The sequence below is a fragment of the Longitalea luteola genome, assembly GCF_017356035.1.
Taxonomy (GTDB): domain Bacteria; phylum Bacteroidota; class Bacteroidia; order Chitinophagales; family Chitinophagaceae; genus Niastella; species Niastella luteola.
Map to the genome: position 1 here is coordinate 1 of NZ_JAFIQX010000021.1, position 19,724 is coordinate 19,724.

Consider the following 19,724-nt stretch of genomic DNA (forward strand, 5'->3'; position numbering starts at 1 on the left):
TTCTCCAGTCGTCTGTAAAATATTGTAAATCCGCCCTGCTCATATATGAGCAGCTTCAAATGAGTTCGTGGCTTATTAATAAAAATAAAGGCATCCCCGTGTGTGACCTGCCGACCAAGCTCATTGGTGATGATTCCGCAAAGCTGATTAAATCCTTTACGCATATCGGTTTCTTTTCGATAAAGGTGATAGGCCCGGTGATCACCTAATACAAGTACACTGCTCATAGCAACTCTTTTAGATACGCAGTACTCACTGGCTGGTAGATTTTTATCTGACCCACTTCTGCAAATAAACTGGCAGCAGAGGGAATCACTTGCAAAGCGGCAAAACCGGAATGGCTTTCAGTGTTCTTACTATACCGCTGTTTCCAATTATAAAAAGTGCCTGGTGCAATCTTGTGTGAGTCACAGAACGCCTTTATACTGCATCTGCTTTGATCACATTCTGCAAGAAGTCGGATGATATCTTCCTTACTTCTGAATAAACGTGTTTTTGGGGCCTTTGCTGGTTCCATAAGTTGTTTTAAGAACCTAAGCTAAACAACATCTTTTTTGCCACAAATATGTACTTGCCCGTGGGAATACATTACAAGGACCAAATAAGTTCCAAAATACAAGTTCCAAAAACCAAATAATAGTAACCAATAAATCCCAAAATACCAATTCCAAAATTCTTTAGTAAGAATAGTGGTTAATTGTATTTTGGGATTTTGTATTTATTATTTGATTCTTGAGATTTGAGATTTGGTATTTATTATTTGGTTCTTGCGGTTTGCGATTTGGAATTTAGTATTAAAAAGGAAGCCCCGATAGACATCGGAGCTTCGTTCTGATTTTTTAAATATCCTATGAAAAACCCGTATATCGAAAATAGTACAGGTTACTATGTTATAGAATGATAGTTGTCATGCAATAATATGATTGTCGTAACAATGCGCTTATGTTAAAAACACCAGTGCATTTTTTTGAACGCGCACATGAACCGGTGTATTTTCATTTAAGGTGATCTGTTGGTCATCAACATGCACATGTTTGCCATTCCATTTTATGCGAACATCCTCCGCTTTGATAGTTATGAATGAATACACCATTTCAGCATTGTTGATCTTACTGTTGATATAGGCCGCAAATTTTGACTGATCTTCGCCCGGTATCAGCACTACTTCAAAAGTGCCGTCACCCGGATGGCCATGAGGTGACAAAAACAAATTAGGACCAATGAACCGGGTATTCATGATCTCAGCCATCAGGAATTCGCCGGAATGATCTTCTCCATCGATGATCAGTTCACAATAATGCGGTTGATATTTTTGAGATATGTCGTGCATAAGCTGCAGGGCAGCTTTCATTTTTTCATCCTTGTCCTCGATGTCGTCCTTGCCCTTTTTCTTCATTTCTTTCATCAGGTAGGGAAATAAACCATACCCAAAACTTTCAATAAAAAAATCGGGCTTTTCATCTATGTCGAAGATCTCACCTACATCGATGGCTGTAGTTTGTGGGTGGCTCCAGGACCGGATGATGTCAATGAGCTCGCCCTTTATGTTGAGCGAGGTGGCAATGTTATTGGCCGTTCCGCAGGGGAGGATGGCTATGGGTGTCCGTTTGACCGCGCGTTCTTTTTCCAGCAAGGCTGTAACAACTTCTTTAACAGTGCCATCGCCACCTGCAATAACGATAATATCAGTTTGAGGGTCTATATTTTGCCAGTTATCATCGTCTGTAGAACAATATCTACACACATAGCCGGCGCCTTCGATCAACCGTACCAGCGTTGATTTTGAATGGGCCTCGTCCCCGGCTCCGGGGTTATGTATAAGGTGTATGGTTTTCATTTGCATGCTGTATACAGTTGAATTATTAATAAAATTGTACCACGCAAGCTGGCATAATAATCTCATGCAATTCAATAATATCAATACTGATAACCTATGACAATACTGATCACTAACGACGATGGTATTTATAGTCCGGGCATAGCAGCGCTGGCCAAAATAGCTTCCCGTTTTGGAAAAGTGACTGTGATCGCTCCTGATGTGGAGCAAAGTTCCATGGGACATGCCGTGACCCATTCACGGCCCCTGTCATTAAAAAAATCACCGATCACTTTTGAAGGAATAGAAGCCTGGCGGGTAAATGGTACGCCGGCCGATTGTGTTGCCCTGGGCAGCCATTTATATGCTCACACCGATGTGGTATTATCAGGTATTAACATGGGACCTAATCTCGGTAATGGCATGTGGCACTCCGGTACGCTTGCTGCTGCCAAGCAGGCTGTTCTCTTAGGCATCCGGGGTATTGCCCTCAGCACACCGGTTGGTAAAACAGAGCCCGATTTTGACGCTTTGGCGCCTTATGTAGAGAAGACCCTGGCTTTACTATTGGAAAATACTTCCCTTGGATTATACAACGTTAATTTTCCGCCGCAACCCAGAGGTATGAAATGGACCCGGCAATCTGTTCGCCTGTATGATGGTCACATAGTGCCGGGTGTAGATCCCATGGGGCGAAAACATTACTGGTTTACGGTAACACCGCTGGAACCTGCCGAAGAAGGCACCGATCGCTGGGCGGTTGAAAATGATTACGTGTCTATAACACCGTTACGTCTCGATCTAACCGACGAACAACGGTTGAAAGAGGTTATGAAAGCGCAACCAGTTTCTTAGTTTATGGTTTATGGTTTGTAGTTTATGGTTGTTCAACTTCCTTAGTTCAAAATTATATGTAAAATTCACTGATCTTTGAACTTAAAACTTTGAACTTTGAACTGTGAACTTTTTTAAACTATGAAGTTGGAATCCCATTCTGCATAAAATTGTTTTAGGTAGTGTTCCATGAACTCATGCCGTTGTTGAGCCAGTTTCCTGCCTGTTTCCGTATTCATTCTGTCTTTCAGCAGTAACAGCTTTTCATAAAAATGATTGATGGTTGGAGCTTTGCTGTTCTTGTATTCATCCTTGCTCATTTTCAAGTTTGCAGGAATAGCCGGATCATATAATGCACGGTTTTTGAAACCCCCATAATTAAAGGCGCGGGCAATGCCGATGGCGCCGATGGCATCGAGCCGGTCGGCATCCTGAACAATATCCAGTTCTACTGACCTGAATGGCTGTTGATGATTGCCGCCCTTGAAAGAAATATGGGTGATGATATTTTCCACATGTTGTATCACTGCTTCCTCTACATTGATCGATTGAAGCCATTCCCTGGCCTTACGCGGACCGATCGTTTCATCGCCATTATGAAATTTTGAATCGGCTATATCATGCAGCAGGGCGCCCAGGGCTACTACAAGTTCATCTGCTTTTTCTGAAGCCGCGATCAGTTGTGCGGTCTTCCACACCCGGTGAATATGCCACCAGTCGTGCCCGCCTTCTGCTTCAGCCAGTGTTTGTTTTACGTATTTTACTGTTTGCCCAATAATAAGTTCTTTGTTCATAGCGCAAAAGTAAGCGACGATTGTGATTTCGAGATTTATGATTTCGAGATTTCTGATTTTGAGATTTATCAGAATGATTAAATATAATGAAATCAAAAAATCTCGCAATCCCGAAATCAGAAATCAGCCTGTTATTGCATCAAATAGGCTACTATCATGACTGCCATTGCATCATCCAGCCCAAATCGTATTTCCCGCAGGGCGTGGCTCATTTTCTTTTCAACTGTTTTTACGGAGATGTTCTTTTGTTCGGCAATCTGTTTATAAGTGAGTCCGCTGTCGCGGTGCAGGAGGAAGATCTCTTTTTCGTCGGGCGGTAATGATTGTATCAATTGCTGATATAACGATTCCAGTTCCTTGAACAGCAGGGGATCTTCAAACAAAATATCTTTTGAGATCAGGGCCAGCCGGTTGAAGAAAAGCTGATCGGTTTTTTCTGCCCTGATGGCTTTGAATACCTGGAACCGAACCGCCTGGTGTAAGTACGATTGAAGTATATCCACGCGGATCTCGTGGCGGCGTTTCCATAAGGAAATAAATACTTCCTGAACGGCATCCTGAGCCACTTCTTTTACCTGTAGTATATTGTGTGCAGAAGTATAGAGTGATTTCCAATAGCGGTTGTAAATTTCAGCAAAAGCCATTTCGTCACCATGGTGAAGTTTTCTCAGCAACTCGTTATCGGTATGAATAGGATAGTTTTGCACGTTGTTACCCGAAAGTTAAAACAAATTTAACCTTCCCGGTAATGTTCAGGGCAGAAAACTGCAAGAAAGTTAGTTGATATTAAATAATTTGAGCAAGTGTTTAAAGGCTGAACGCTTAACGCTCAACGCTTGTTACCAATAGGCGCTGCGCGCCTGGAGTTTTGCATTTTGCCTTTTGTCTTTAGCCTTCAGCCTTTAGCGTTTAGCATTTAGCATTTAGCGTTTAGCGTTCTGCGTTTAGCGTTCCGCGTAAAGAGATAAGGAGCAAAAGAGACCTTCTTCAAACTCTTTTACTCCTTAAACTCTTTGCTTCAGGGAAGCCGGGGATAGAAATCAGCATCGAATAAGAGAGACCTTCTTCAAACCCTTTTATTCAGTTGCACCCGGCTTTCTCAGCAATTTTCTCCCGCCCTGCTTCGCCGAAGCTTCACGAGGCGCAGTAGGCGGAACGTTCAATAGAAATCTGCAGATGAGCAATAAGGAGCTCCCCTTTAAGCCCTCATTGCCCGCATTACCCCAAACGGAGACAGGTTGCAATATGTCCATCGCCGGGGTGTTGCTATCGTAAGCCAAGATCAATTGGCAAAATCAATTCGCAAATGGCAATTGGCAAGCTTCAACGTCAGCGCTCGCGATTGTCCGTTCACTTAATAATTATTAATTTAAAAGCTTATTAACTCAATAACTGAGTAACTGAATAACTTGTGATGTCAACGCTATTCAACTTACTTTCTGTCCCACCACAACCTCGTGCCGCCATTGTCCGGACCATTCAGCATACCCGCTGCTCTTTGAGCGCCTTTGGGATTTGACAAGTATTCATCGGGTGGCAGGTTCACGCGGCGAATGAATTCGGTAGTGCTCACCTTGCCGCCGCTGGTATTCAGCACCACCGGGAACAGTTTCGGATAACCGGTCCGGCGGAATTCACTCCAGGCTTCCTGTCCTTCGGGGAACATGCTTATCCATTTCTGCGTGATGATCCTTTCCAGTTTCCGTTCAAAACCATCGGCCTCTTCCCATTTAATGGTGATGGTGCTCAACCACGGTTTATCGCTGGTAATATCGTTCTGCCCGGGTGTAATAGCTTTGGGATCGAAGTATTCAGCCGGTTTGCTTAAGTCATCATTGAGATAAGTGTTCGCATCGGCGATGGAATGCTGCGCAAAAGACGTTTTAATGCCTGATTCATAATTTTCCTTAGCAGCACCGGCGCCTGACCAGCCGCGCAGGGCGGCTTCTGCTTTCAGGAAATAAGCTTCTGCAACTGTCAGCAATTGAATTTTGCTGGGAAGCGTAGCCAGCGCCGAATAACCCTGGTAACGGCTTTTGGCATCGATATTAATACCCTGGCGAATGCCTTTGTATTGACCGGCTACAGCAGCATCCGTTGCCGGAACAAAATATTTGTCGAGCCGCGGGTCGTTGTATCCCTTTAAGATCGATTCCATGGGTGCGCCCATGCGAATATCGGCCCAGGCTTCATTGATGGTGTTCAATGGGTGAATGGTAGCGCCAATATTGATACTGAAATCATCGCCGGTCGTTCTAAGAATGCCGGCTGCATGGGCCAAAGCCGCTTCGCCTTCTGCTTTTGCCTTAACCTCATCCGCTTTAACGATCCTTAATGCCAGGCGTAGGCGCAGCGTGTTGGCAAACTGCAACCATTTTTCATAACTGCCTCCATATACCAGGTCGGCATTTTTGAAAGTGGGTGTTGATTTCTCTGTGCGTTTGGGGGTAAGTATGGCTATTGCCTCGGCCAGGTCCTTAAAGAAATTGTTGTAGGCTTCCTGCTGGCTGTCGTAATCATAGCCTCCGTCATCAGACCGCACTTTATATTTTGAATACATGATCGGACCAAAAATATCACTCACCCGGTGCATGGCTTCTACCTTGATGATCTTGGCCATGGCATACAGGTCGGGCGCCGCAGTTTTGGTAGTTACTTCAACGTTGGAAATAGGGCTCATAATGCTGCCGGATGTACTGGAATAAGCCGGGTTCAGCGCCCATACGTTCCAGCCATCGACCAGGTCATAGGTCGTGTTGTTGCTGTTGCCACGGAAGGGCGTGGGCGACATCATATACCCGCTGAAGATATCGGCCATAAGGTTTTGCTGTAATTGCGTTACCCAGGCCGGCTGATAGCAATAAATGGTCTTCTGCGCTTCCTGTAGCTGCGCTACTACCAATCCATAGTCAGGCAGCAGCATCTCATTCGTAGCGCCGTATGCATTGGTGTTGTATTCCCTGAAGTTTTTGGTGCAACTACCAAACAGTAAGGTGGTGGCTGCCGTTATATAAAGAATGTATTTTGAATACTTTTTCATTTTCGTATTATTTGAATGCGTTTGTTGTTTGGGGTTTATGGTTTGTTGTTTCCTAAACCTCAAACTAAAAACCATAAACCCGTTCATTTCCTGATTACAACATTGTTCAAACCGTAATCAAAATGAACACCTGAAACTCAAACCTATACTTCTCGTAGCCGGCATGGCAAATACATCGATGCCCTGCAGCCCGTTGCCGGTGCTCATGCTTAGTTCAGGATCATACGGTGCTTCCTTTTTAAAGAAGAAGAGGTTGCGCGCTACCAGCGACAGACGCATGTCTTTTATCACCTTAAGCTTTGAGGGCACTTTGTAACCTACTGATAGTTCGCGCAACCTGATGTTGGTGGCATCGTACATGTAGTATTCGGTTATACCTGCACGCCCGCCAACGGTAGAATAGAATGTTTCCGCCGGAATAGCGCCACCCCACTTGCCACCACTTAGTTTGGTGGCATCTATCATTACTCCACCGCTATTACGGGCGTCTGCCGTTACTTTTGATACGCCGTATTCATCCAGAACCGCCTGCGTGATACTCATTACTTTACCACCAAAGCGGCCATCGATGAGTGCTGTTATAATAAAATCTTTAATTTCTACTGTATTGTTCCAGCCCGCCAGGAAATCCGGGTTGGGGTTGCCCAGGAATTTGAAACCTCCGGTTTGTGGTTTGCCGTTGTCATCAACCATGATAGAACCGTCGGCTGCGCGTTGGAATGTTTGGCCGTAAATGTCGCCGTACGAACCGCCTTCCCTTATCCGCAGTGAGTAGTTGTTCACGCCGGCCTGCGTGATCTCGTACTGACCGCCCAGTTCTGGTAGCAATTCGATCACTTTATTACGGTTGCGCGTCATGTTCAGGCTGCTGTTCCATTTGGTAGTGCTGGTGCGAAGCACGTCATAGCCCAACGCTATTTCAATACCCTTGTTCTCGATGTTACCGGCATTCACGAAGAACCTCGACAGACCACTGCCCAGCGGTGCGGCGAAATCAAAGTATTGATTGCGCGTATTGGTCTTGTACCAGGTGAGATCAAGGCTTAACCGGTTGTTCAGGAATTTCCACTCCGTACCAGCTTCATAGGAGCGGGCATCTTCGGGTTTCAGGTAAGCGCCCAGGTAAGGACCTGTTTGTATAGAACCGTAATTGCCCGACATAATGGTATTGGTTGGCAGGGTAGAAAATGCTTCTACGTCATTACCCACTTTGGCATACGAGAATCGAACCTTGCTGTAATTGATGAAGGCCGGCAGTTTGACGAGGTCGCTCACGATGGTGTTGATACCGGCAGAAAAATATGGATAGCCGCTGTTTTCTTTGGGGGTGAACGCCAGGGTAGAGGACCAGTCGTTCCGCGCAGTAAGATCGATGAACACTTTTTCATCGAGATCGAAGGTAGCAGTGGCGAAGATCGATTGAACCTGGCGGCGCAATCCGCTCGGTTGTGCGATCAGTGCCGGGTTAAGGTTCAGATTGCCGAGCGTAAAAATGTTGGCAAAACGCAGGTCGCTGCCCTTTGAATCGAAGAAAGCGCGGTCCTGTTGCTGATCATTGATGCTGCTGCCCGCATTGAAGCTGAAGCCGATCTTGTCGGTGATGTTCACATTACCCGAAACAATTACATCGCCATATAATAGGGTACGGGTTAATTTGTCATAGGTATACCGGCCATTGAAATCGGCCAGCGTGATCTGGGTGGAAGCGTATGCTTTTAATTCGTAATTGTCGTAATTGCGGTTCACACTGCCGCGTGCCTGCACGTTCAGCCATTTGGTAATGGGATATTTCAGTGTGATAGAAGCAAACAGGTTGTCTTTTTTGCCCACGTTGATATCGCGGTTGAGGATCCAGTAGGGGTTTTGCTGGTTGTCTGACCCTACCAGTTCTTTGTCGTGGTTGATATTCCACCAGTTCTGCAAATTCGTGATACGGGTAGGTGACCAGTATTCATATTCTTTATACTGATCGAAGTTCAAACCTCTGGGAAAAAGATAAAGGCCGGTAAGCGGGTTGTAATACAATCCTGTTGAAGGCCGGTTATGTGTTTTCTGGGTGCTGAAAATAATATTTGCATCCACGTTCAGCTTGTCGTTAAAGAATCTGGAAGTCTGGCGGAAGTTGAACGTATGCTGTTTGAATTCGCTGGTGGGCATAATACCGTTGTTGTTGGTATTGGAATACGAGAAATAGGTTTGCGCCTTGTCGTTTCCGGCGGTAAATGCCAGTGTATTGATAAACGTTTTACCGGTGCTGAAAAAGGGTTTTACATGATCGGGGTTCGAACCGGCAGGGCCCCAGCTGTAAATATTATCCTTACCCGTTTGGTTGTAGCTGTACTGCAGCTCAGGATAGTACATGGGTTTTTCTACCGTGAAGCTGGAAGAGAAATCCACTTTGGCGGTGCCTGCACGGCCTTTCCTGGTAGTGATCATGATCACGCCATTACCGGCCTGGCTGCCATATAACGCGGCCGCAGAAGCGCCTTTCAACACGGTCATGCTTTCAATATCTTCCGGGTTCAGGGAGCTGAGCACATCGCCCGCATCACGGCCGGGCGCATTGATGCCACCGCTTTCGCCCCATACGTTAATAGGTTGTGAGCTGGAGAAATTGGTCAGCGGCACGCCATCTATAACATACAGCGGCTGGTTTTCCCGGGTTGATTTTTGTCCGCGCAGGATCACGCGCACAGAACCGCCCAGGCCGGAAGCGCTGGGATTGATCTGTAACCCCGGTACTTTGCCATTGAGGCTGTTCATGGGGTTCATGTTCTTTACGGTGGTGAGCTCGGCGTTATTGATCTTTGTGGTGCTGTAGGTAAGGCTTTTCTGGCGGCGTTGAATACCCAGGGCCGTTACAACCAGCTCGCCCAGTTGTTGTGAGTTTACCGTTAAGGCAATTTGTAGGGGTTTGTCATCGTTTACTGTGATCTGCCGCGAAGCATAGCCGATATTGGTGATGACGAGAATGTCGCCTTTGTCGGCATCGATGGTAAATTCCCCATTGGCATCGGTGCTGGTGCCGCGGCGGGTCCCTTTCACCTGCACGTTGGCGCCGGCAACCGGTTCTCCTTTGTCATTCACAATTCTACCTTTAATGGGTATGGGCGGCGGTGGTGGCGTTTTGGTATGATCTGGTGTTTCTGTGGCCGGGCGTTTTGTGATCACCACGGTACTGCCCTGTACACTGTATTCAAAAGGCGCGCCGGTGAGGCATTGCTGTAATACGTCATTAAGGGGAGCATTCTTTACATGGATGGAAACCTTTTGCAGGCCTTCAAAAAGATCTTCGCAATATACTATTGACACACCTGTTTGCCTGGAAACCGCTTTAAATACCTTTTGCACCGGTACATTCTTAAGCGATAAGGTAACAGTTTGCCCACTGGTATGGGCAACTGCATGCAGGCATGTGACGAATAACAGGAATGTGGTTAATTTCATGACCTTAAGCAGTTTGTGCGTTTCCCGGTCGGCCGACCAGGACTTAAACCCGTTTGTATATCTACGCAAACGGATTTTAGCAGTTATTTGCATAACTTTGTTTGGTTTGGTGATTGAATAAATGATTCCTCAACAGACTTGTTTATTGTTACTGAACCTGCCGTTTCGTCTGGCCACGAAGCGGCTTTTTTATAGGCACCGGTAACTTCGCAAAACAACTGATATTTATCAGGCATACTCATTTCCGTTTTCCGCGTTTTGCGTTAAGCGTTTTGCTCAACAACTGGCAAATAAGCTTCCGGTAGTGATGGCTGCTTTTAAATATATGCTGACTGTTGTTGATCGATGCACTTATTCTCAATGTTAAAACCCTGCAACCCTCCCGATGAATCGGGAGCATGCTCCTAACAACCTTCTGCCTATTGCCAATTGTGTCTTGCTTTAGTTCAATTAGCTAACGTGATAATTTGATAATGTGATAATGCTTCCAAAGCGGAAGTTGCCTACAAAGGGCTAACCTCACGCGAAGCACTCACATAGCCTGTATTTAATAATCAAATTATCGGATTATCACATTATCTAATTACTGTTAGCGTTTTGCCTTCCAGTTTGAAATGCACGCCATAGTTCTCCAGCATTTTTAAAATGTTCGAGAGATTCAGGTTGCGACTGATACGGCCGCCGTATTTTTCATTAGCTGTTTTAGTTTCATATTTAATATCTACATCGTACCAGCGGCTGATCTGCCGCATGATAGTTTTGATATCGGTATCATCGAATTCGAACCAGCCATTCTTCCATGCCATTACCTGTTCAATATCCGGTGAATGGTCAATGGTCAATGGTGAATTCGTTGCCATCACAGCCTGTTCCCCCGGGCGCAGGATGACTTGCTGATGGTCATTTTTTGCCGGTTGCCGATTGCCGATTGACGATTGTCGATTGTCGACTGCCGATTGTCGTACTTTCACCGAGCCTTCCAGTAACGTTGTTTTAACGGTCTCTTCATCACTATAGGCATTCACATTGAAATGAGTGCCCAGCACTTCTATATGCTGTGTCCGTGTTTTTACATGAAAAGGCTTGCGGGTATTTTTGGCAACCTCAAAGTATCCTTCGCCATCCAGTTCCACCTCCCGCTTTTCACCCGTAAAAGCAGTGGGGAAGCGAAGCGAGCTCGCTGAGTTCAGCCATACTTTCGTTCCATCGGCCAGTATCAGTTGGTATTGATTACCGCGGGCGGTAGATACCTTATTGTAGACCACGGCCTCTCCACTCGCACCTGCCGCGGGGGAGGAAGAAGAGTAGGAGACCATACCTTTTATATTGATTACGGTTGCTCCACCCTGTTGGGAGATGGTGCCACTGGCAGAATCCAGGATGATCGTTCTTCCATCAGCTAATGTAAGGACTGCTGCATCACGTCCGGGCGGAAGATCATGCGGTTTCGCTTTTGTCGTTTTGGTTGAAGCGGTGGTAGTAGGAGGTTCTTTCAGCAGCCAGAAATAACTGCCGGCGCCGATTACAGCCAGGATCACCGCTGCTGCTGCAACGAGGCGATAATTTATTTTCCTGATGGGTATTGCTTTGTTGCCCCCAGCCCACAGGCTGGCTGCGATCTGCGAATACATGACCTCCTTCACGGCTGCTTCTTCTTCCGCTGACAGGTCTGTATTGCCCGCCTTTTCAAGGCGGCGGTAATATTCTTCTATCAATGCTTTTTCCGCAGCACTGGCAGTGCCGTCCTGGTACTTATCCAATATCCTGAAAAATGATTGCTTGTCCATACTACTTATTATATGTACCAGATCAGTGGCACCACCCTACGGATGTGGATAAACTTTTTAAAAAAAATATTAACTGCCTTTCATTCAGACCTGCTAATTATTTTTTGCACGGTCATTGAACTTTTAAAAGCGTATGATAGTAACACCGGTAGGCGGAAAATATTAAGAAGGTAGCGTTAATAAATTTGCAGGCAGGAGTTAACACATAAGAATTACGAAGCAGCGAGAGCAAGTATGAAGTTCAGTTTGATGATTGATTGTAAAAAGGCCGCAAGCTTTTTGGGGAGACAGGCTGATAGTTGGCAATGACATTGAGCAGGTGCAGTGGGTGAAATTACTGCCGCCTGCTCAATGTCCTATTAAGTTATTCTGCAAATTGAACTGAATAGATCATTGGTAAATAATTGTTGATCACCTGCCAATGCTCTCCGCGATCGGGGGAGAAGAATAAATTGCCGGTGGTAGTGCCGAAAACAACGGCGTCGCCATTACTGACCAGCGCATGGCGGTATACAATATCAAAACAATTTTCCTGGGGTAATCCGTTGCGCAACTGTTTCCAGGTCTTGCCGCCATCATCGGTTCTACAAATAACGAGCGCGCCTTTGATCGCTGTACGGTTTACATCGCTATCGGCGGGGGCTACCCAGGCCTGGTCGGGATTGTCGTCGGCTACGGCAATGGCAAAACCAAAACGGGCAGGACCCTCAGCTTCACTTACTTCCTGCCAGCTCCGCGCGCCATCGGTACTGCGGAAGATACCGCAATGGTTCTGCTGCCACAAGGCATCAGGATTAGAGGGCGCTGCTACCACAATATGTGGGTCATGACCCGTTTCCTGGTTTGGGTCGGGCAGAAAATCGGCCCGTAATCCTTTGTTGCAGATAGCCCAGCTCTTGCCGCCATCGGTGGTTTCAAAAACGCCGGCGCAGCTGATGCCTATATGAATATGATCTTCATTGCGCGGGTCTACGATAATAGAATGAATACCCGGCAGGTCGCGGCCACCGCCAAACCAGCCGTCTTTACGGGTGGGGTGCTGCCATAAAGATTCAACCAGTTGAAAGCTGTTGCCTTCATCTTCACTGACGAACAAACCACCGGGATCGGTGCCGATCCATAACCGGGATGAATAGTTTTTTCCACCATGCGCCATCGACCACATATACCGGGTAGTAGCCGGCACTCCGTCTTTCACTTCTTCACCTTCAGGATAGGCCGGCGCAATCACTTCTTCCCACGTTTGTCCCCTGTCTTTTGAGCGTTGCAGTTTTACACCCCAATGACCGTGATCCTGGCAGGCCCACCAGGTGCCGTTACGCGGATCGGCATAGGCGATTGAAATGGGTACGCCTTCAAAAGAACAATTCTCCAGGATCCATTTGTTGTTCTGAAAGCGATAGGCAATAAAACCTTTGCGGGTTCCTAATAATAAGGTAGATTTCATATAGCAATCATTTATTGAAGTTGAAAAGAATAGAAGGTTCGCCACGCTTCCTGGTGATACTGATGTATGTGGTGCACCTGATTTATTTATCCGCCCGATAGCGCCTGCATAATATAGATCTCGCTGTTTTCGTGGAAGGGATCGCTCAGGGATGCACGGTCCTTGATCATCACGCCGTCGATAAAGATATTCACATGCTGCCGCAGACGGCCCTGGTCATCCAGCACATACCGGGTTACGCCGGGATAGCTGGCTTCTATTTCAGCCAGCACTGCTTTCAATGTCTTTCCACCCGCTTTGGTATCGGTAAGTTTCGGAAAGAATCTTTTTAATGCGTATGTGAATTTTACTAAAGCCATAAATACTGCTTAACGCTTAACGCTGAACGCTTAACGCTCAACGCTGAATACCGCTGAACGCTTAACGCTTAACGCTTGTTATTCATAGGCGCTTCGCGCCATGGGTTTAACGTTTTACACGAAATGTTCTACGCCTGTCCGCAGGCCGGTTTTGCCTTTTGAGTTCTGCGTTTCGCGTTTTGCCTTCCGCCTTTAGCCTTTAGCCTTCCGCCTTTTGCCTAACTAAGCTACTGAATAATTCAAAAGGGGCGGTGGGGCTGCCTGTAAAAATTGATCAACCGGGAAACCCGCTACCCAAAGCTGGATTTTACACGATCAAAGTTACCGGTTGCCGGTTACCGGGTACCAGTTGCCGGTTGCCGGTTACCGGGTACCAGTTGCCGGTTACCGGGTACCAGTTGCCGGTTACCGGTTACCGGGTACCAGTTACCGGGTACCGGTTGCCGGGTACCAGCTGCCGGGTACCGGATACCGGGTACCGGGTACCAGCCGCCGGTTACCGGGTACCGGTTGCCGGGTACCGGGTACTTTAGCCTTCGGCCTTCAGCCTTCAGCCTTCCGCCTTTAGCCTTCAGCCTTCAGCTTTCAGCCTTGCGCTTTGCGCTTTGCGCGTTTTGCGTTCCGCGTTTTGCGTTTTGCGTTCAGCGTTCAGCCTTGCGCCTTTAGTTGTAGCTTGCCATAACTATGATCACCTACACAACCTCCAAAACCACCAGCGACCTGCAGCAGATCCTGGCCCTGCAAAAGCAGAACCTGGCGGCCGGTTTATCTGCGGCTGACATCGCTTCACAGGGATTTGTAACGGTATCGCACAGTTATGAAGATCTGCATAAAATGAATGAGATCGAAGCGCATATGATCGCCAAGGAAAACGACCAGGTAATTGCCTACATCCTGGCCATGACCGCCCGTTCGCGCAACGACATTCCCGTACTGCTGCCCATGTTCGAACTGTTTGAACAAATAGATTATCAACATAAGAAAATAGCCAATTACCGGTATATGGTGGTGGGACAGGTTTGTGTAGCGGCAGCCTACCGGGGAAAAGGCGTTTTTGACGCCTGTTATGCCGCTTATCGCGATCATTTTAAAGGTAAATATGATTTCGCCATCACCGAGATCTCCATCAGGAATCAGCGTTCGCTCAATGCGCATAAACGCATCGGGTTTGAACCGATCCATGAATACATAGCGCCTGACGGCGAAGTTTGGAGCGTTGTGGTTTGGGATTGGTAAACCGCGAGTTTGTTTTGTGTACATTTGCGAGGAAGTTAATCAAATGAACGCAGAGCAACTACGACTACAGCAGCCCACCTGGAAAAGATGGGGGTCTTATGTTTCAGACCGGCAATGGGGAACAGTTCGGGAAGATTACAGCGCCAATGGCGACGCCTGGAACTTTACCACGCACGACATGGCGCGCAGCAAAGCCTGGCGCTGGGGAGAGGAAGGTATTGCCGGCATCAGCGATGACAAACAGCTGTTGTGTTTTGCGCTGGCGCTCTGGAATAAAAGAGATGCGATCGTAAAAGAACGGTTATTCGGATTGAATAACCAGCAGGGCAATCATGGCGAAGATGTAAAAGAGATCTATTATTATCTCGATGCCACACCTACCCATTCGTACATGAAAATGTTGTACAAGTATCCGCAGCAGGAATTTCCCTATGAACGGCTAATTCAGGAAAACGCCCGCCGCAACCGCCATGAACCCGAATTCGAGCTCATGGATACCGGCATCTTCGATGAAGATAAATACTTCGATGTATTTACAGAATACGCCAAAGCCGACACCGACGATATCCTCATCAAAATAACCATTCATAACCGCAGTAAGGAAGCGGCCAGTCTGCACGTATTGCCCACCGTCTGGTTCCGCAATACCTGGTGCTGGGGACGGCACGATTACAAACCCAGATTGTATAAAAGTGATGTGCGTACGATTACTGTCACGCATGAGAAGTTAGCTGTATCTGCCCTGTATTTTGAAGGCGACGGCAGGATGTTGTTCTGCGAGAATGAAACCAATAACCGCCGCTTATACAACCATGACGATAAACAGCAATATCCGAAAGATGGTATTGTAGATCATTTGATCCATGAAAAGAAATCGGTGAACCCGGCCATGACCGGTACCAAAGCCGCCATCGATTATGAGCTCGTGATCCCTGCCGGTGGTTCGCACACCATCCGGTTACGCCTGTGTGATAAACACGGTATCGATGCTTTTGAACATTTCGATACGATCTTTGAACAGCGCGTGGCAGAGGCCGATATTTTTTATGCCGATCTGCAAAAGATCATAAAGAATGAAGATGAGAAGTTGATCCACCGGCAGGCCATTGCCGGCATGTTGTGGAACAAACAATTCTATTCTTATAAAGTGCAGCAGTGGCTCGATGGTGATCCTGCCATGCCGCCACCGCCGGCCCAGCGCTGGCAGGGCCGTAATAACGACTGGAAACAGCTCAATAACGAGCACATCATTTCCGTGCCCGACAAATGGGAATTTCCCTGGTATGCCGCGTGGGACCTGGGCTTCCATTGCGTTACGATCGGGCTCGTTGATCCGGATTTTGCCAAACAACAATTGCAGATGCTCACCGAGGAATGGTACATGCATCCATCAGGTATGCTGCCTGCCTATGAATGGTCATTGGGTGATGCCAATCCGCCCATCCATGCCGGCGCTGTGTTCCGCATCTTCCGCATGGATGCAAAAGCAAAAGGCGTGAAAGACTACGCCTGGCTGGAATCCATCTTTCACAAACTGCTCATCAATTTCACCTGGTGGGTGAACCGCAAAGACGAAGAAGGTAACAATATCTTCGAAGGTGGATTCCTGGGGCTCGATAATATCGGCGTATTTGACCGCAGCGCCCCGCTTCCCGAAGGAGTAGTGGCCGAACAGGCCGATGCTACCAGCTGGATGGCCATGTATGCCCTGAACATGCTGCATATTTCCCTGGAGCTGGCTACTTACAATAAAGCTTACACGGGAATGGCCACCAAGTTCTTCGAACATTTCCTGTACATCGCGGGCGCTATGGCCAGCATGGGTAAGAACAGTACGGGCTTATGGGATGAAGAAGATGAATTCTTTTACGATCAGATGCGTCTGAAAAATGACCAGATCATCAAGCTGAAAGTGAAAAGCATGGTGGGACTGATACCGCTGTTTGCGGTAGAAGTGATCACGAAAGAAACGCTTGACAATAACCCGCTGTTTGCCGAACGCATGGACTGGTTCCTGCGTCACCGGCCCGATCTGGCGCTGCTGGTATCGCGCTGGTACGAAGAAGGAAAAGAAAATAAACACCTGCTTGGGTTGCTGGGCGGGCACCGCGTAAAAAGATTGTTGAGTCACATGCTTGATGAAACAACCTTTTTAAGCGATTATGGCATCCGGTCATTGTCGAAGGAATATGCGAAACATCCATATTCCATCCAGATCAATGGTACCCACATGAGTGTGCCGTATGTGCCCGGCGATAGTGATTGCGATATGTACGGCGGCAATTCGAACTGGCGCGGACCTGTTTGGATGCCCATGAATTTCCTGATCATTGAAAGCCTGCGCAAGTATCATTTTTATTACAGTGATGATTTCAAAATAGAGTATCCCACCGCATCCGGAAATTTCATTACACTGCAACAGGTGGGCACTGAGATCGCCTGCCGCTTGTTAAATATCTTCAAACGAAATAAGAACGGCAAGCGGGCAGTATTCGGGTCGAACGAAAAAATGCAGAATGACCCGCACTTCCGCGATTATATTTTATTCCACGAGTATTTCCATGGCGATAATGGGAGAGGCCTGGGCGCTTCCCACCAAACCGGCTGGACGGGCCTCATCGCGAACATGATCATAATGAAGAACCAGTAAGGGCAATTAGTTAATGTGCTGATTAGCTAATGTGCTGATTAGCTAATGTGCTAATGTGCTAATGGAAAGGCAAGCAGCTGGTAGCAAACAGGGTATGAAGCCATTGGAAAACATGGGAGAAATGACTGATAAAAACAGTCTCGAGTTGAAAATAGAAACCCACTAGCCAGTTGCTACTGGCCGCTGGCTTCTAACAAGTGTTAGCGCCACCTTTATTCTTTAAAACTTGCATTGATATTAGTAAATTTGCGGTACCATAACCCTTCCAGCACCTTTATCCACGAATGAATGCTGTTGCTGCCAGTTACAGGTTAATATCTGTTTATCAGTAGATAATAATTGTAAACTGCCTTGCTCAAACTAATGGAGAAAGAGTTGTGTAAACGGATAGCTGACGGTGACGAAGCGGCTTTCGCCAGTCTTTTTAACCGGTATTATCCTTTATTACGTCCTTTTATTTTAAAATTTACGCGTTCTGCAGATAAAACGGAAGAAATGCTGCAGGAAACCTTTATGCGCGTATGGTTGAGCCGCGATCAGCTGCCTGACATTGAGAACCTGCGTGCCTGGATCTTCACAATTGCGTCCCGCCAGTGTTTGCAATCCATTCGAACCGAACTGAATCACCGCAAAAAATTAGCCCGCTTACAATCGCAGGCAGCAACCCGGCAGGAAGCCAATACGCCCCTTGAGTTTACGCAACTGGCGGAAATAAGCCGGCTGGTTTCGGAAGCTGTCAATAGTATGCCGCCGCAGCGCCAGCGCATTTACCGCATGAGCCGCGAGCAGGGGCTTAAGCCCGCTGCCATTGCGGAAGCACTTTCCTTATCAGTGACTACCGTCAAAAATGCGTTGGTGACCGCTTTGAAGGACATCCGTAATTACCTCGGGGCTGCCGGTCACCCCATCAGCCTGTTATACTTTTTGGTAACGTTTTTTTAACAATTATTTTATGTTGGGTAGTACGTTGTACGCGCTGCTGCATCTAACAAATAATGAAGTGCCTAAATCAATTATATGCAAAATGAGAACATCAGGCAATTGATCGGGCAGTATATGAATGATGAGCTGACCCCTGAACAACAGGCGGCGCTATTGCAATTGCTTGACCAACATAATGACAATGAACTGGTAGACGTATTGCGGGAAATGATGGAAGCCGGGTCGGCCAATGCCGCGGCTGTAGATGAAGGCCTGATGCAGGCTTCGCTGCAACGCGTGCTGGCAGCCGATAAAACCGCTGACGAAGCTGCAGGCGAACTTAAACCTGCACCCGTGGTGCGGATGCAACGCCGCTGGCAATGGGTAGCTGCTGCGGTTGGCATACTGGCCGCAGCAATCGCTGGTTTTGTGTTGCTCAATAAAAAACCAGACGCCCCGGTGTCAGTTGCTGCCACCACACATAAAAGCGATGTACAGCCAGGTGGTAATAAAGCCATGCTCACCCTGGCGAATGGACAGCAGATCGTGCTCGACAGCGCTGCTGATGGAATGCTGACGCAGGATGGCGATGCGCAGATCGTAAAGTTGAACAACGGACAACTGATCTATACGCAGCGAGGCAAAAAGAACGGCGACCCATTGACCTATAACACGCTGGTTACACCCAGAGGCGGAGAGTATAAACTGGTATTACCAGATGGCAGTAAAGTATGGTTGAATGCCGCTTCGTCTATTAAATACCCAACAGTGTTTGGTGATAAAGAAAGAAGCGTTGAGATAACCGGTGAAGCGTATTTCGAGATAACGTCCCTGACCGCCAAAGGCGGAACGCATCGCATTCCATTTATTGTTAAGCTTCCCCCTTTTCAGGGAGGCACAGGGAGGAGGATAGAGGTTCTCGGCACTCACTTCAACGTGAATGCTTATAGCGATGAGGAGCATATCAAAACAACATTGCTTGAAGGAAAGGTGAAAGTTACAGGCAATGAGCGGCAGGTAGTGCTTAACCCCGGTGAGCAGGCGAGGATGAACGGCCATGTTACGCAGGTGGTACAAAGCGTTGATACGGATGAGATAGTTGCCTGGACGAACGGCATGTTCATCTTCAGGGATCAGCGAATAGAAGATATAATGAAACAGATAAGCCGCTGGTATGATGTGGAGGTTCACTATGCCGGGAAGCCGGTGCAGGAAGGCTTTAATGGTACTATTCCCCGCAATGTACCCGTATCGAAAGTGTTGCGGTTGTTGGAGCTGACTACCCTGGTGCATTTCAGGATCGAAGGAAAGAAAGTAACGGTATTGCCATGAAAAAAGAGCGTTGCTTAAACTGAAAAGCCAGGATGCAGCGAACATCTCTGGCTTTGCCCCG

At 47.2% G+C, this 19,724-nt stretch carries 17 protein-coding genes; 6 read left to right on the plus strand and 11 right to left on the minus strand.

From position 1 onward, the window contains the following. The 3 genes from tnpB to JUB15_RS27935 form a co-directional block, all read right to left on the minus strand. Positions 1-227: IS66 family insertion sequence element accessory protein TnpB (gene tnpB / locus JUB15_RS27930; RefSeq protein WP_207516030.1), on the minus strand; the 227-nt coding region annotated here is incomplete at its 3' end. Continuing rightward, the gene (tnpA, locus tag JUB15_RS28865; protein WP_369411610.1) at positions 224-517 is read right to left on the minus strand and encodes an IS66 family insertion sequence element accessory protein TnpA; all 294 of its coding nucleotides are present in this window, start codon (positions 515-517) and stop codon (positions 224-226) included. The genes tnpB and tnpA, both read right to left, overlap by 4 nt. 423 nt (positions 518-940) lie before the next feature. Next, positions 941-1,837, minus strand: a complete 897-nt coding sequence (locus JUB15_RS27935) for a diacylglycerol/lipid kinase family protein (RefSeq protein ID WP_207516031.1) — start codon at positions 1,835-1,837, stop codon at positions 941-943. Between the two features lie 96 nt (positions 1,838-1,933). Between JUB15_RS27935 and surE the strand changes: the two genes are divergently transcribed. Then, a complete protein-coding gene (gene surE, locus JUB15_RS27940) occupies positions 1,934-2,671 on the plus strand; it encodes a 5'/3'-nucleotidase SurE (protein WP_207516033.1) in 738 nt (245 codons plus the stop codon). A 113-nt stretch (positions 2,672-2,784) separates the two neighbouring features. Here the strand turns inward: surE and JUB15_RS27945 are convergent, their stop codons facing one another. From JUB15_RS27945 to JUB15_RS27980, 8 genes are all read right to left on the minus strand, one after another. Continuing rightward, positions 2,785-3,444, minus strand: coding sequence for an HD domain-containing protein (locus JUB15_RS27945; protein WP_207516035.1), 660 nt, complete (start codon positions 3,442-3,444; stop codon positions 2,785-2,787). A gap of 131 nt (positions 3,445-3,575) precedes the next feature. Continuing rightward, positions 3,576-4,151, minus strand: a complete 576-nt coding sequence (locus tag JUB15_RS27950; RefSeq protein ID WP_207516037.1) for an RNA polymerase sigma factor — start codon at positions 4,149-4,151, stop codon at positions 3,576-3,578. A 725-nt stretch (positions 4,152-4,876) separates the two neighbouring features. Then, entirely contained in the window at positions 4,877-6,484 is a 1,608-nt protein-coding gene (locus JUB15_RS27955; RefSeq protein WP_207516039.1) for a SusD/RagB family nutrient-binding outer membrane lipoprotein, read from the minus strand. 117 nt (positions 6,485-6,601) lie between these two features. Beyond that, on the minus strand, positions 6,602-9,931 hold the full coding sequence (locus JUB15_RS27960; RefSeq protein ID WP_207516041.1) for a SusC/RagA family TonB-linked outer membrane protein: 3,330 nt from the start codon (positions 9,929-9,931) through the stop codon (positions 6,602-6,604). 83 nt (positions 9,932-10,014) lie between these two features. Then, positions 10,015-10,167 (minus strand): hypothetical protein, encoded by a 153-nt coding sequence (locus tag JUB15_RS27965; protein ID WP_207516043.1) that lies wholly within the window; start codon positions 10,165-10,167, stop codon positions 10,015-10,017. 339 nt (positions 10,168-10,506) lie between these two features. Beyond that, on the minus strand, positions 10,507-11,718 hold the full coding sequence (locus tag JUB15_RS27970) for a FecR family protein (RefSeq protein WP_207516045.1): 1,212 nt from the start codon (positions 11,716-11,718) through the stop codon (positions 10,507-10,509). A 364-nt stretch (positions 11,719-12,082) separates the two neighbouring features. Continuing rightward, positions 12,083-13,165, minus strand: coding sequence for a WD40/YVTN/BNR-like repeat-containing protein (locus tag JUB15_RS27975; RefSeq protein ID WP_207516047.1), 1,083 nt, complete (start codon positions 13,163-13,165; stop codon positions 12,083-12,085). 86 nt (positions 13,166-13,251) lie between these two features. Further along, positions 13,252-13,524: a MoaD/ThiS family protein gene (locus JUB15_RS27980; RefSeq protein ID WP_207516049.1), complete on the minus strand. Its 273-nt coding sequence runs from the start codon at positions 13,522-13,524 to the stop codon at positions 13,252-13,254. Positions 13,525-13,775: 251 nt separating this feature from the next. On the opposite strand from JUB15_RS27980, the gene JUB15_RS27985 reads away from it, so the two are divergent. From JUB15_RS27985 to JUB15_RS28005, 5 genes are all read left to right on the plus strand, one after another. Next, the gene (locus JUB15_RS27985; RefSeq protein WP_207516051.1) at positions 13,776-14,057 is read left to right on the plus strand and encodes a dermokine domain-containing protein; all 282 of its coding nucleotides are present in this window, start codon (positions 13,776-13,778) and stop codon (positions 14,055-14,057) included. 151 nt (positions 14,058-14,208) lie between these two features. Next, positions 14,209-14,760 (plus strand): GNAT family N-acetyltransferase, encoded by a 552-nt coding sequence (locus JUB15_RS27990; RefSeq protein ID WP_242696543.1) that lies wholly within the window; start codon positions 14,209-14,211, stop codon positions 14,758-14,760. 43 nt (positions 14,761-14,803) lie between these two features. After that, the gene (locus tag JUB15_RS27995; protein ID WP_207516053.1) at positions 14,804-17,410 is read left to right on the plus strand and encodes an MGH1-like glycoside hydrolase domain-containing protein; all 2,607 of its coding nucleotides are present in this window, start codon (positions 14,804-14,806) and stop codon (positions 17,408-17,410) included. A 363-nt stretch (positions 17,411-17,773) separates the two neighbouring features. Beyond that, the gene (locus JUB15_RS28000; RefSeq protein WP_207516055.1) at positions 17,774-18,352 is read left to right on the plus strand and encodes an RNA polymerase sigma-70 factor; all 579 of its coding nucleotides are present in this window, start codon (positions 17,774-17,776) and stop codon (positions 18,350-18,352) included. A gap of 75 nt (positions 18,353-18,427) precedes the next feature. Continuing rightward, a complete protein-coding gene (locus JUB15_RS28005; RefSeq protein ID WP_207516057.1) occupies positions 18,428-19,663 on the plus strand; it encodes a FecR family protein in 1,236 nt (411 codons plus the stop codon). Positions 19,664-19,724 lie beyond the last annotated feature (61 nt).